The organism is Pseudomonas sp. IT-P260 (genome assembly GCF_949768395.1).
Taxonomy (GTDB): Bacteria; Pseudomonadota; Gammaproteobacteria; order Pseudomonadales; family Pseudomonadaceae; genus Aquipseudomonas; species Aquipseudomonas parakoreensis.
This window is the reverse complement of the sequence record NZ_CATKPO010000040.1, coordinates 141,505-154,500: the sequence shown is the minus strand read 5'-3', so window position 1 is coordinate 154,500 and position 12,996 is coordinate 141,505. Positions and strand designations below refer to the sequence as shown.

At 61.0% G+C, this 12,996-nt stretch carries 10 protein-coding genes and 3 tRNA genes; all 13 read right to left on the bottom strand.

Translation table 11 applies throughout. The features are described from left to right. Position 1: 1 nt before the first annotated feature. Positions 2–1,237, bottom strand: a complete 1,236-nt coding sequence (locus ACM6HV_RS19650; RefSeq protein ID WP_414905069.1) for a c-type cytochrome — start codon at positions 1,235–1,237, stop codon at positions 2–4. A gap of 2 nt (positions 1,238–1,239) precedes the next feature. Then, positions 1,240–1,779, bottom strand: a complete 540-nt coding sequence (locus tag ACM6HV_RS19645; RefSeq protein ID WP_414905068.1) for a (2Fe-2S)-binding protein — start codon at positions 1,777–1,779, stop codon at positions 1,240–1,242. Then, positions 1,772–4,603 carry a xanthine dehydrogenase family protein molybdopterin-binding subunit gene (locus tag ACM6HV_RS19640; protein ID WP_414905067.1) on the bottom strand — a complete coding sequence of 944 codons (2,832 nt, stop codon included), beginning with the start codon at positions 4,601–4,603 and terminating at the stop codon, positions 1,772–1,774. The genes ACM6HV_RS19645 and ACM6HV_RS19640 overlap by 8 nt, the downstream gene beginning before the upstream one ends. Before the next feature lie 487 nt (positions 4,604–5,090). Then, positions 5,091–5,167, bottom strand: a tRNA-Asp gene (locus tag ACM6HV_RS19635). A gap of 94 nt (positions 5,168–5,261) precedes the next feature. Continuing rightward, a tRNA-Asp gene (locus ACM6HV_RS19630) sits at positions 5,262–5,338 on the bottom strand. A 54-nt stretch (positions 5,339–5,392) separates the two neighbouring features. Continuing rightward, a tRNA-Val gene (locus ACM6HV_RS19625) sits at positions 5,393–5,468 on the bottom strand. Positions 5,469–5,684: 216 nt separating this feature from the next. Next, complete coding sequence (locus tag ACM6HV_RS19620; protein ID WP_414905066.1) at positions 5,685–6,461, bottom strand: SDR family oxidoreductase; 777 nt, start codon at positions 6,459–6,461, stop codon at positions 5,685–5,687. Then, positions 6,458–7,669: an O-succinylhomoserine sulfhydrylase gene (locus ACM6HV_RS19615; protein WP_103484392.1), complete on the bottom strand. Its 1,212-nt coding sequence runs from the start codon at positions 7,667–7,669 to the stop codon at positions 6,458–6,460. The genes ACM6HV_RS19620 and ACM6HV_RS19615 overlap by 4 nt, the downstream gene beginning before the upstream one ends. Positions 7,670–7,742: 73 nt before the next feature. Continuing rightward, positions 7,743–9,248, bottom strand: coding sequence for an amidophosphoribosyltransferase (purF, locus tag ACM6HV_RS19610; protein ID WP_123448659.1), 1,506 nt, complete (start codon positions 9,246–9,248; stop codon positions 7,743–7,745). Positions 9,249–9,289: 41 nt separating this feature from the next. Next, positions 9,290–9,850, bottom strand: a complete 561-nt coding sequence (locus tag ACM6HV_RS19605; protein WP_007961197.1) for a CvpA family protein — start codon at positions 9,848–9,850, stop codon at positions 9,290–9,292. Between the two features lie 98 nt (positions 9,851–9,948). Then, positions 9,949–10,620 carry an SPOR domain-containing protein gene (locus tag ACM6HV_RS19600; RefSeq protein WP_414905065.1) on the bottom strand — a complete coding sequence of 224 codons (672 nt, stop codon included), beginning with the start codon at positions 10,618–10,620 and terminating at the stop codon, positions 9,949–9,951. Beyond that, positions 10,604–11,911: a bifunctional tetrahydrofolate synthase/dihydrofolate synthase gene (folC, locus tag ACM6HV_RS19595; protein WP_414905064.1), complete on the bottom strand. Its 1,308-nt coding sequence runs from the start codon at positions 11,909–11,911 to the stop codon at positions 10,604–10,606. Before folC ends, ACM6HV_RS19600 begins: the two co-directional genes overlap by 17 nt. After that, positions 11,908–12,828 carry an acetyl-CoA carboxylase, carboxyltransferase subunit beta gene (accD, locus tag ACM6HV_RS19590; RefSeq protein WP_041066058.1) on the bottom strand — a complete coding sequence of 307 codons (921 nt, stop codon included), beginning with the start codon at positions 12,826–12,828 and terminating at the stop codon, positions 11,908–11,910. The genes folC and accD overlap by 4 nt, the downstream gene beginning before the upstream one ends. Between the last annotated feature and the right edge of the window lie 168 nt (positions 12,829–12,996).

Here is a 12,996-nt window from a genome sequence, read left to right as displayed (position 1 = left end):
GTCAGTGCGCCTTGTGCTCGACGGCCGGAGCGTCAGCCTGCAGCTTCTGCACGTCGCTGACCGCCAGTTCAGCCGATTGACCGCCCCAGCCTTGACGCAGGTAGTTCAGCAGATCGGTCAGTTGCTCAGGCTTGAGCTTGTCGACGAAACCCGGCATCGGCTGCATGTGTTCGAACCCGGCGAATTTCTGCTCGCCGATGCCGTCCTCAATCACCCGCAACAGATTGCGCGGATCTTCCAGACGCAGCGTGGTGTTGCCGCGCATGGCCACGGCGATGTGCGGCTTGCCTTCGCCACCGGCAGCATGGCAACCGGCGCAGACGTTCAAATATTCCTGACGGCCGCGCTGGGCGCTCGGGCTGAGCTTGTCCAGCGACACTTCAGTCAGCTCTTTCGCCACGGGCGGCTTGTCGCCAAGCAGGAACGTCGCCATCGCCGCCAGATCCTGATCGTTCAGGCCCTGGGTGCTGTTGTGGAAGACCGGGAACATCTCGTTGAACATCGTGCCCTGGGCGCTCATGCCGTGCTTGAGGAACGTGCTCAGGTCATGCTGATTCCAGCCACGCGCCGCCAGATCGGTGGCGAGCAGGCTCGGTGCCAGATAACCGTTGAGGATGCCGCCGGTCAGGCGCTTGTCCAATTGCATCGCGCCCGGCAGACCGCGTGGCGTGTGGCATTCGCCGCAGTGACCGAGCACTTCGACCATGTACTGGCCCCGTTTCCAGGCTTCGCTTTTGCCTTCGCCAGACTCAAGCTTCAAGGCCTTTCCGTACAGCATGTTCCAGCCGATCAGACCCGGACGCACGTTGAACGGAAAACTCAGGCTGGTGACCGGCGCGGCGCGCTCGATTGGCTCGATGGTTTTCAGGTACGCATGAATCGCGTCCGAGTCTTCCCGCGGCACCAAGTGATACGAGGTGTAGGGCATCGCCGGATACAGATTGGCGCCGTCGCGACGCTTGCCTTCGGTCAGCGCAGCGAAGAATTCGTCATCGCTGTACAAGCCGATGCCGTGCTCTTTGCTCGGGGTGATGTTGGTACCGTAGATCGTGCCGAATGGCGAGACGATCGGCAGCCCGCCAGCAAATGGCGCGCCGCCCGGTGCGGTGTGGCACGCCATGCAGTCGGCGGCGCGGGCGAGGTATTCGCCACGCTTGACCTGATCATCCGCGTGAGCAAACAACACCGGCGCAGCCAGCCCGACCGCCAGGGTCAGGCGGGTCAATAGATGCTTCATGCTCAACCCTCCTTGACCAGGCCGAGATCGGTCAGCACGTTGCGCGTGGCGTTGTAGTAACGCACGTACCCGGTGCAACGGCAGATGTGGTGGCCGAGGCTGTCCTCGATGACTTTTTCCAGCTGGTTTTTGACGATCGGCTGGCGCTGCAGCTTCTCAACCAGCACGGTCGCGGCGTTGACGAAGCCCGGCGCGCAGTAGCTGCACTGGAAGGCGAATTCGTCGACGAAACGCTGCTGGATCGGGTTCAGCTCAGTGACCTGGCCGCTCTCATCACGCTTGGCGTGACTTTCGATGGTGCGGACTTTTTTGCCTTCGAAGTAGTGCGCGCCGGTGATGCAGGTGCGCACTTCTTCGCTTGTGCCGTCCGGGTTGTCGACGATCACCACGCAGGCGTGGCAGATACCCTGGCCGCAGCCCAGACGCGAACCGGTGAGGTTCTTGTATTCGTGCAGATAGTCGATCATCGGCAGGTCATCAGGGATGTCCACCGGGCCGACGGATTGACCATTGAGGGTCAGTTGAAGCGGACGGTTAGCCATTGAGGGCCTCCTTGATGCGCGCAGCAGTGATTGGCAGATCGCGAACACGTTTACCGATGGCGTGCGCCACCGCGTTACCGATGGCACCGACCACCGGGATCATCACCACTTCGGCGATGCCTTTGGACGGATCGCTTGGCGACAGCGGCGGCAGAATCTCCGCGGTCTGCTTCCACACCGCCACGTGGCGGGCCATCGGCAGGCGATAACGGTTGAAGTTCCAGTCACCCTCCCCCGGTCCGCCTTCGTACAGCGGCATCTCTTCCATCAGGGCGTGACCGATGCCCATCGCGATCCCGCCTTCAAGCTGGCCCTTGACCAGTTCTTCGACCAGCACCCGACCGCACTCGACCCACGAATGGTGGTTGAGCACTTCGACTTCCGCCGAGCCTTTATTGACCTTCAACTCGACCAGCGTGGCCACCGGGCTGTAGTAAGTCACCGCGGCGTTGTTCAACTGAACCACCGGGTAGTTGATGTTCTGGCGATCCAGCAGGTGGAAACCCGCCGTGTTCATCAGCGCCTTCTTCGCCTTCGGCGCACCATCGCCGTACTTCACCGCCAGACCGTCGAGCGGCAGACGCTCGCGCACACCGTCAATGCTGTATTCGGCCTCGGCCCAGCTCCAGCGGTTGAACGCGTGAACGGTGGCGCCAGTGACCAGACCACGCTCGTGAGCGCGCTTGGCCAGCTCTTCGAAGCTCAGCGGCTGCATGCCGTTGGCAGTGAGCTTGCCGTCGACCCAATGCGCATCTTCACGACGCACCACGTAAGGGTTGGCTTGACCGCCGTAAGGGCCCTGACGCCAGATTTCCATGGCCGCCGGCCACAAGCCATTGTTGAACAGTACACGCGCCGCCTCACGGGTGGCGTGGCTGAAGTAGTAAGCCGAGTTGGTCGCGGACGACGCCGAGGCCAGCTTGCCGACCCAGCGCGGGTTGCGCAGCAGATTGTCCTGCTCGGCCTGGCTCATGATGTAAGGGTTGCCGCTGGTGATCAGCTGCATTTCCTGCCATTCGGTTTCACCGGTCTTCACTTCATGCGCCGGGCTACCGAGGAAATCGGCCACCACCAGCGCCTGCGAAGTGGACATGCCGGTGCCGATTTCGATACCGATGTGGCGCAGAGTGATGCGACCTTCAGCGGTAAATTCGATGCTGGCCATCGGCGCTTCCGAACCGGTGCCGAAGTCTTTCTGGCAAATGGCGAAACCCACGCCGTACCAGTTGTCCGGGTCGGCGGCTTCGCGCTGTTTCTTGATCGCGTCGCGGTTTTTCCAGACTTCGTGCACCGAAGCCTTGTCGAGAATTTCGTGCAGGCGCAGAGCACCCGCCGGGATCGCGCCCTGGGTGTTTTTCATCCCCGAACGCAAGGCGTTCTTGCGACGCAGATCAATCGCGTCAATGCCGAGACGATTGGCGATTTCGTCGACCATCATTTCGGTCGCGGCCATGCTTTGCAGGGTGCCGTAACCGCGCATCGAACCCGCCTCAACACCACGCGAATGGTAAGCGGTGACCTGCAGGTCATTCTGCGGCATGTAGTAGATCGACTGCGCGGCCGTAGCACCCACCGCCGCCACCGATGGGCTGTAGTTGATGCGACCGCCACCATCGACGCTCATTTCAGCGCGGAAAATCTTGAAGCTGTAGTCGTTCTTGTCCACCGCCAGTTGATAGCGGATGTCGAACGGGTGACGCTTGATGCCGCTCTGGAACTGCTCATAGCGGTCATTCGCCAGACGGATCGGCACACCGGCGCCATACAGCGCAGCGAGGGCCGCGTAGTAGACGAAGATGTTGTGGTCTTTGGAACCGTAGCCCACGGTGTAACCCGGGTGCATGTTCAGGTTGGCCAGGCCGAAGCGCGACGGCGCGATCATTTTCGCGGTCTCGGTCGCCGCTTCCAGCGGGCACTGAGTGGCGACCACGAAATGCAGGGTCTTGGTTTTCGGGTCGTACCAGCCGTTGCCGTTGTCCGGCTCCATCGCGGCCGGTTCGATCGATGGGGTCTTGTAGCGCTCGTCGAACACCAGCCAGTTGTCTGGCGGGGTATCGATCTGTTTTTTCATGCGATCGGCGTAGAACAGACCGCGCTCAGTCAGGTTGCCGTGCAGGTTCGGCTGGGAATTCCACACCGGCCGACGGTTCTTCAGCATCGGGAACAGGATCGAGTCTTTCAGGCTGGCGAATTCGTCTTCGTCGGCCGAAGTCGGACCGCCCACGCGCACGTAGCGGAAGCTGCCATAAGGATCGCCTTCGTAGTACGGCACTTGTGCACCGTAACGAATCGCCTTGTCATTGAATTTGAGTTTGTTCTTGGCCTGGCGGAAACGCTCGAAATCGTTCCAGATCAGGATTGCTACCGGATGACCGATGAACATCGGCACTTTGCCTTCCGGCAGCAAGGGGTCCGGTGCGTGCTCTTCCGGGAAGACGATGCCGTCCTTGTCCAGATCGGCGGCGGTGACGATGCGGTCAGGTTGCAAGTCGGCACCGAGCCACGACAGGTCGTAGCCAGCGTAGATACGGTCGGCCTTGATGGTTTTCAGCAGCATGGCGTGACCCTGTTGCTCAGGCCAGCCCGGCATGTCCTTGGAGCGAATGTCGCGGGCAAATACTTTGCTGCCGCAAACTTTGGACAGCGCATCATTACGTTGACGCGCCTTGCCGTTGTTGCCGAGCCACTTCTCGGACGGCACGGTGACGCTGGTTTCCATCAAGGCAGCCAGCGCCTGGCTGCTGAGCGGCGTGAGCGTGACGCTCACACCCGCCACCAGCCCGCCCTGGAGGAACGAGCGCCGGGATATATCACGGTTGGACATGGATCATCCTCTGGGCGGTTATGTGTCCGCCCTTCTGGTTATCTACTGGGAATCTCGAGTCTTGCAGAAGCCCTTCTTGGCTAAACAAAGGGCGTGTTGACAGTGCAAAGCTGACCGAAAGGTTAACTTTAAAGGTTTCCGCGCTCGCAGCAAACAACCAGTTACAAAAATTTGACTAAAGAATCAAAAAATCAATGCGACGTGGCACCGCAGCAGATCGCAGGGCATATCGACACCCCTTGTGGGAGCGAGCCTGCTCGCGAAAGCGTTCCTCCAGCCAATACTGATTTTTAACGTGCCGACGCCTTCGCGAGCAGGCTCGCTCCCACAGGGATTTGCGCTGGACTGAGGAGGGAGGAAGAGAGGAAAGCCAAATTTCAGACACAAAAAACCCCGGTCTTTCGACCAGGGTCTTTGCTATCGATTCCGAACCAACCACCGGTTGCTTTCGGTGTTTCAAGGCGTTCAGTGGTCCTTGAAACAGATATGGCGCAGCGGACGGGACTCGAACCCGCGACCCCCGGCGTGACAGGCCGGTATTCTAACCGACTGAACTACCGCTGCGTATCGCTTTGAGCTTGCGCTCAAGTAACTCGTTTTGACTGAAAGCTTCGGTGCTTTTCAATCGCGAACCAGACAATGTCTGACTCGTAAAATATGGCGCAGCGGACGGGACTCGAACCCGCGACCCCCGGCGTGACAGGCCGGTATTCTAACCGACTGAACTACCGCTGCGCGTCGGTGGAGGCACTTTCAGCCTACCTCTTGCTTTCGCAAGTTTCTCGGGAGTGGTGGGTGATGACGGGATCGAACCGCCGACATTCTGCTTGTAAGGCAGACGCTCTCCCAGCTGAGCTAATCACCCGTTTGCATCTCCGAGGCCGCGAAATTTACGCAGGTAGCGAACCTAAGTCAATAGCAGGATTGAAGTTTTTCTGAAAAAGACGAAATTGTTTCCATCTTGCAAGACTGCATTCGCGAGCAAGCTCGCTCTCACAGGGGATTGCATTCCAAATGTGGGAGCGAGCTTGCTCGCGAAGGCGGCAGCCCATTTGACGCAAATTCAGGAGAAGAACGCGATCTACTCGGTGTAAATCATCTTCTTGGTCATGCCGCCATCCACGACGAATTCCTGCCCGGTGACAAACCCGGCGTTGCGCGACAACAGCCACGCGACCATCGCCGCCACATCCTCGACCGTCCCTACCCTGCCCGCCGGATGCTGCGCATGATCGGCATCGGCCAGCGGCTCGGCTCGACGCGCAGAAGGATCCCGCGCATCGATCCAGCCGGGACTGACCGCGTTGACCCGAATCTCCGGCCCAAGACTGATCGCCAACGCATGGGTCAGCGCCAACAACCCGCCCTTGCTCGCCGCATAGGCCTCGGTATCCGGCTCGGACTGTGCCGCACGTGTCGAGGCCAGATTGACGATCGAACCGTTGTGCGCGCGCAGATACGGCGCGCAGTGCTTGGCCAGCAGCATCGGCCCGCTGAGATTCACCGCCAGCACCCGATTCCAGTACGCCAGATCCAGACTTTCCAGGGTAATGTTGTGCGGATCGGCCACCGCCGCGTTGCACACCAACGCGTCGAGACGACCGAATTGCCCAAGCACTTCAGCAACACCCAGTGCCACCTGACTTTCATCCGCCACGTCCATGGCGATGAACCAGGCATTCTCGCCCAGCACCTTGACCACTTTCGAACCGCGTGCGCGATCGAGATCGGTCAGCACCACTTGCCAGCCTTCGCTGATCAGCCAGGCCGCAATGCCCAGACCAATGCCACGCGCGGCGCCGGTGACCAGCGCCACGCGGCCATGGGTACCCGCCGTCGGCGTCGACAACTCGATCACAACGCCGCCAGACCGCGCGACAGGTCGGCCTGCAGGTCCGCCACGTCTTCCAGACCGACCGCAATGCGGATCAGGCTGTCACGAATCCCCGCCGCCTCACGCTCCTGCGGCGCCAGACGGCCGTGGGAGGTGGTGCTCGGATGAGTGATGGTGGTTTTGCTGTCACCAAGGTTGGCAGTGATCGAGATCAAGCGGGTGGCGTCGATAAAGCGCCATGCGCCCTCTTTGCCGCCCTTGACCTCGAAACTGACTACCGCACCGAAGCCCTTCTGCTGACGCTGGGCCAGTTCGTGCTGCGGATGGCTCTTGAGCCCGGCGTAATGCACCTTCTCGATACCGTCCTGCTGCTCCAGCCACTCGGCGAGTTGCTGAGCGTTGGCGCAGTGCGCCTTCATCCGCAGGTTCAGGGTTTCCAGCCCCTTGAGGAAGATCCACGCGTTGAACGGGCTGAGGGTCGGCCCGGCGGTGCGCAGGAAACCGACAACTTCTTTCATCTGCTCGCTGCGACCGGCCACCACCCCGCCCATGCAACGGCCCTGGCCGTCGATGAACTTGGTCGCCGAGTGCACGACGATGTCCGCACCGAGTTTCAGCGGTTGCTGCAAGGCAGGCGTGCAGAAGCAGTTGTCGACGACCAGCATCGCGCCTTTGGCGTGAGCGATTTCCGCCAGCGCGGTGATATCCACCAGCTCGGCCAACGGATTGGACGGCGACTCGACGAACAGCAGCTTGGTGTTCGGCTTGATCGCCGCATCCCAACCTGACAGATCGGCCAGCGGCACATAGTCGACTTGCACACCGAAACGCTTGAAGTACTTCTCGAACAGGCTGATGGTCGAACCGAACACGCTGCGCGACACCAGCACATGATCGCCGGCGCTGCACAGGCTCATCACCACCGCCATGATCGCGGCCATGCCCGTGGCAGTGGCAACCGCTTGCTCGGCGCCCTCCAGCGCAGCAATACGTTCCTCGAACGCGCGCACAGTCGGGTTGGTGTAACGCGAGTACACGTTGCCCGGCACTTCCCCGGCAAAGCGCGCGGCCGCGTCGGCGGCGGTGCGGAACACATAGCTGGAAGTGAAGAACATCGGATCACCGTGTTCGCCTTCCGGCGTACGGTGCTGACCGGCACGTACGGCCAGGGTATCGAACGCTACGCCTTCGAGGTCGCTGTCCAGCCGACCGGCATCCCATTCCTGACTCATGCTGTCACTCCTTGCCCTGTTCTCGAAAATTAAAAGTCAGATACAAAACCGGCCCCTCAGGGCCGGTAGAAACTCAGTTGTTGTACAGATCGATGATCGCACTGACCGCCTGGGTCTTGACCTTGGAAGCATCGTTGCGTGCCTGCTCGATCTTGTCCAGGTAAGCCTCGTCGACGTCGCCGGTGACGTACTTGCCATCGAAGACTGCGCAATCGAAATGCTCGATCTTGATCTTGCCGCCACCGACCGCCTCGATCAAGTCGGGCAAGTCCTGATAGATCAGCCAGTCTGCGCCGATCAGATCCGCCACGTCCTGAGTCGAACGGTTGTGTGCGATCAGTTCGTGAGCGCTCGGCATGTCGATGCCGTAAACGTTCGGGAAGCGTACGGCCGGGGCCGCCGAGCAGAAGTAGACGTTTTTCGCGCCGGCTTCGCGCGCCATCTGAATGATCTGCTTGCAGGTGGTGCCGCGCACGATCGAGTCGTCGACCAGCATCACGTTCTTGCCGCGGAATTCCAGCTCGATGGCGTTGAGCTTCTGGCGAACCGACTTCTTGCGCGCCGCCTGGCCTGGCATGATGAAGGTCCGGCCGATGTAACGGTTCTTGACGAAGCCTTCGCGGAATTTCACGCCCAAGTGGTTCGCCAGCTCCAGCGCGGCGGTGCGGCTGGTGTCCGGAATCGGGATGACCACGTCGATGTCGTGCTCCGGACGCTCGCGCAGGATCTTCTCGGCGAGTTTCTCGCCCATGCGCAGACGCGCCTTGTAAACCGACACGCCGTCGATAATCGAATCCGGACGCGCCAGGTAAACGTGTTCGAAGATGCACGGGGTCAGGGACGGGTTGGTCGCGCACTGACGGGTGTGCAGCTTGCCGTCTTCAGTGATGTAGACCGCTTCGCCCGGGGCCAGATCGCGGATCAGGGTGAAACCGAGCACGTCCAGCGACACGCTTTCAGAAGCGATCATGTACTCGACGCCTTCGTCGGTGTGACGCTGGCCGAAGACGATCGGACGGATGCCGTGCGGATCACGGAAACCGACGATGCCGTAACCGGTGATCATCGCCACCACCGCGTAACCGCCGACGCAACGGTTGTGCACGTCGGTCACGGCGGCAAACACGTCTTCTTCGGTCGGTTGCAGCTTGCCGCGCTGGGCCAGCTCGTGGGCGAACACGTTGAGCAGCACTTCCGAGTCGGAACTGGTGTTGACGTGACGCAGGTCGGATTCGTAGATTTCCTTGGCCAACTGTTCAACGTTGGTCAGGTTGCCGTTGTGCGCCAGGGTGATGCCGTAAGGCGAGTTGACGTAAAACGGCTGCGCTTCGGCCGAGGTCGAGCTGCCGGCGGTCGGGTAACGCACGTGGCCGATACCCATGTGGCCGACCAGGCGCTGCATGTGACGCTGCTGAAACACGTCACGCACCAGACCATTGTCCTTGCGCAAGAACAACCGGCCATCATGGCTGGTCACGATACCGGCAGCGTCCTGGCCGCGGTGCTGGAGCACGGTTAGCGCGTCATACAGCGCCTGATTGACGTTCGACTTACCGACGATACCGACGATGCCACACATGCGACGCAACCCCTACTTAATGGATCTGAACTGAACAACACTCACTGAGGCGTTTTGGCCGACGGCAAGAGTTGCTCCTTGAACGGAATATCAGCGGGTACGCTGATTCCGCTGGCAAGCCACTGACTGCTCCACCCGAGAATCAGGTTTTTGGACCAGTCGGCGACCAATAGAAACTTTGGCACGAGCTGTGATTCTTTCCACCACCCGTCCTGCTGTACCGGCCCCAGGCTCAACAGCCCGACTGCCACGACCACCAGCAACACGCCACGCGCCGCGCCGAAGGCCATGCCCAGGAATCGGTCGGTGCCGGACAACCCGGTCACGCGCACCAACTCGCCGATAAGATAATTGATCATTGCGCCCACGATCAGCGTGGCGACAAACATGATGGCACAGCCCGCGATCACGCGAGCCGATGGGGTTTCGATGTATCCGGCGAGGTACTCGGACAGTGAGCCACCGAACATCCAGGCAACCGCTCCTGCGATGATCCAGGTCACCAGCGATAATGCTTCCTTGACGAAGCCGCGGCTCAAACTGATCAAAGCGGAGATGGCGATGATTGCAACGATCGCCCAGTCAACCAGGGTAAATGGCACAGTGCAGCCTACAGACGGATAAGGCGGCGCATTTTAGCAGAGCGCACCGCTGTCGGTAAGCTGCGATTTTCAGTGCATTTCAATCGAATCGATAGATCCTAGCCGCGCTCGGGCTGAAAGCGCACGACAAAACCCTTGAGGTTCTGCTGACGGCTCAACACATCCCGCAGGCGATCAGCCTCGGCACGTTCGATCAGCGGCCCGACGAACACCCGATTCTTGCCATCGGCGGAACGGATGTAAGCGTTGTAGCCTTGGCTGCGCAGGTTTTTCTGCAGCGATTCCGCGCCCTCACGGCTCGACAGACTGGCCAGTTGCACCGACCAGCTGACCGACAGACCGTTGGCATCGACCCGGCTTTGCGTGGTGTCAGGTTTGGCCGCAGCCGCAGCAATCGGCTGAGCCGGCGGCGGAGCAGGTTTGGCAACGGGCGCAGGTGCAATCGGTTTGGCTGCCGGAGCCGGGGTCGGCGCGGGTGCCGGTGCTGGTGCCGGTGCTGCGGCAATCGGCATCGACGGCGCCGATTGCTCGGCCACTTCGTCGTCGCTCGGTACCGGCTCCTGCGGCAGTGCTTGCGGCTCAGGCACGGCCACCGGCTCGAGCTGCACTTGCGGCACAGCCGGCGCTTGCGGTGCGGATGGCGCCTCGACCGTCACTTGACGTTGCTCGTCCTGGCGGGAAAACAGCATCGGCAGAAAAATCACCGCCAGTGCCACCAGCACCAGGGCGCCAACCATGCGCTGCTTGTACGCTTTATCCAGCAAAGCCATTTGCCGCTTCCTCCGTGGAGCGCCGGGCCAGCCACTCAAGGGCCTCGGCGACACAATAAAATGATCCGAACAATAGAATTTCGTCGTCACTGGTGGCCACTGCGCACTGCCCTTCCAGCGCCGCCGCGACACTGTCATAGGACGTGACGGATGCGCCAAGGTTCTGCAACCCGGCGTGCAATTCGCTGACCGGGCGCGAACGCGGCGAATCCAGCGGCGCGACCGCCCAATGCTGGACACTAGCATTCAATTCGCCGACAACACCATCCAGATCCTTGTCGGCCAGCAAGCCGAACACCGCCAGACGCTTGCCCGCCAGTGGCCGACTGGCCAGACGCCGCGCCAGATACTCCGCCGCGTGCGGGTTGTGTCCCACATCCAGCAGCAGGTTCAAGCGTTTGCCATTGAAGTCAAAGGAGCGACGATCCAGACGCCCGACCACGCGAGTCGCCTGCAAGGCTGCAACGATCTGCGACGCATCCCACGGCAGACCGAGCAACAGATACGCCTGCAAGGCCAGCGCAGCGTTTTCCATCGGCAGATCCAGCAACGGCAAATCATGCAGTTCGACCTGCAGGCCTTGCGCATCGGTACCGCGCCACTGCCAATGCTGATCAGTGATACCCAGGTCGAAATCACGCCCACGCAGGAAAAACGGACACGCCAATTCGCGCGCCTTGTCGAGCAACGGTTGCGGAGGATTCAGATCACCACACAAGGCAGGTTTGCCCTGACGGAAAATCCCGGCCTTCTCGAAAGCCACGGATTCACGGGTGTTACCCAGGTATTCGGCATGATCAACGCCAATGCTGGTGACCAGCGCGACATCGGCATCCACCACATTGACCGTATCCAGACGCCCGCCCAGACCGACTTCCAGCACCACAGCGTCAAGTTTTGCCTGTTGAAACAGCCAGAACGCCGCCAGGGTGCCCATTTCGAAGTAAGTCAGGGAAGTGTCGCCACGCCCGGCCTCGACTGCAGCGAAGGCCTCACACAGCTGCGCGTCAGTGGCTTCGACGCCATTGAGCTGCACCCGCTCGTTGTAACGCAGCAGGTGCGGAGAATTGTAGACACCCACGCTCAGGCCCTGCGCCCGTAGCAATGAAGCCACGAAAGCGCAGGTCGAACCCTTGCCATTGGTGCCGGTGACCGTGATCACCCGAGGCGCCGGCTGGCCCAGTCCCATGCGGGACGCTACCTGTTGCGAACGCTCCAGCCCCATGTCGATGGCCGATGGATGCAACTGTTCAAGGTAGGCGAGCCACTCGCCAAGGGTACGTTCGGTCATACGTTGGCAGGCACCGGTGGAACGACGATTGGCTCGACAGGAGCGGCGACGTAGGTCGGTGTCGGCTGACCGGTCAGCTGCGCCAGCAGATTACCCAGGCGTGGACGCAGTTCACGACGATCGATGATCAGGTCGATTGCGCCATGCTCCAGCAGGAACTCGCTACGCTGGAAGCCTTCCGGCAGTTTTTCCCGCACGGTCTGCTCGATCACGCGCGGACCGGCGAAGCCGATCAGCGCCTTTGGCTCACCGACGATCACGTCGCCCAGCATCGCCAGACTGGCGGAAACACCGCCGTAGACCGGATCGGTCAGCACCGAGATGAATGGAATGCCTTCTTCACGCAGACGCGCCAGTACGGCCGACGTCTTGGCCATTTGCATCAGCGAGATCAGCGCTTCCTGCATGCGCGCACCACCGGAGGCGGCGAAGCAGATCATCGGGCAACGGTTTTCCAGGGCGTAGTTGGCGGCGCGCACGAAGCGCTCACCGACGATGGCACCCATGGAACCACCCATGAAGTTGAATTCGAACGCCGACACCACCACCGGCATGCCCAGCAAGGTGCCGCTGACGGAGATCAGCGCGTCCTTTTCGCCGGTCTGCTTCTGTGCAGCGACCAGACGGTCCTTGTACTTCTTGCCGTCACGGAACTTCAGACGGTCAACCGGCTCCAGATCGGCACCCAGCTCGTTGCGACCTTCGGCATCCAGGAAGATGTCGATGCGCGCCCGTGCGCCGATGCGCATGTGGTGGTTGCACTTGGGGCAAACATCCAGGGTCTTTTCCAGCTCAGGGCGATACAGCACAGCCTCGCAGGACGGGCATTTGTGCCACAGACCTTCAGGCACCGAGCTCTTCTTGACCTCCGACCGCATGATCGAAGGGATCAGTTTGTCTACCAACCAGTTGCTCATGCTTTCTTTCTCCAGTACCGGCGGCCCGAACGCTCTGGTTCGCAGCCCCGCGTATGCCCTTCAGCTAAATTCATGTGTGTGGCGATGGTTGGTGGAACGCCGCGGTCAGCGCGAAACATGACCTGCGTGCAACTCCAGAAACCCTCAGCCTCGCCTGCTTTGTGCAAG

What these genes read in the sequence shown, in the direction of transcription:
- ACM6HV_RS19650 (WP_414905069.1), bottom strand. Translation starts at nt 1,237, where the DNA reads ATGAAGCATCTATTGACCCGCCTGACCCTGGCGGTCGGGCTGGCTGCG.
- ACM6HV_RS19645 (WP_414905068.1), bottom strand. Translation starts at nt 1,779, where the DNA reads ATGGCTAACCGTCCGCTTCAACTGACCCTCAATGGTCAATCCGTCGGC.
- ACM6HV_RS19640 (WP_414905067.1), bottom strand. Translation starts at nt 4,603, where the DNA reads ATGTCCAACCGTGATATATCCCGGCGCTCGTTCCTCCAGGGCGGGCTG.
- ACM6HV_RS19615 (WP_103484392.1), bottom strand. Translation starts at nt 7,669, where the DNA reads ATGAGTCAGGAATGGGATGCCGGTCGGCTGGACAGCGACCTCGAAGGC.
- purF (WP_123448659.1), bottom strand. Translation starts at nt 9,248, where the DNA reads ATGTGTGGCATCGTCGGTATCGTCGGTAAGTCGAACGTCAATCAGGCG.
- ACM6HV_RS19600 (WP_414905065.1), bottom strand. Translation starts at nt 10,620, where the DNA reads ATGGCTTTGCTGGATAAAGCGTACAAGCAGCGCATGGTTGGCGCCCTG.
- folC (WP_414905064.1), bottom strand. Translation starts at nt 11,911, where the DNA reads ATGACCGAACGTACCCTTGGCGAGTGGCTCGCCTACCTTGAACAGTTG.
- accD (WP_041066058.1), bottom strand. Translation starts at nt 12,828, where the DNA reads ATGAGCAACTGGTTGGTAGACAAACTGATCCCTTCGATCATGCGGTCG.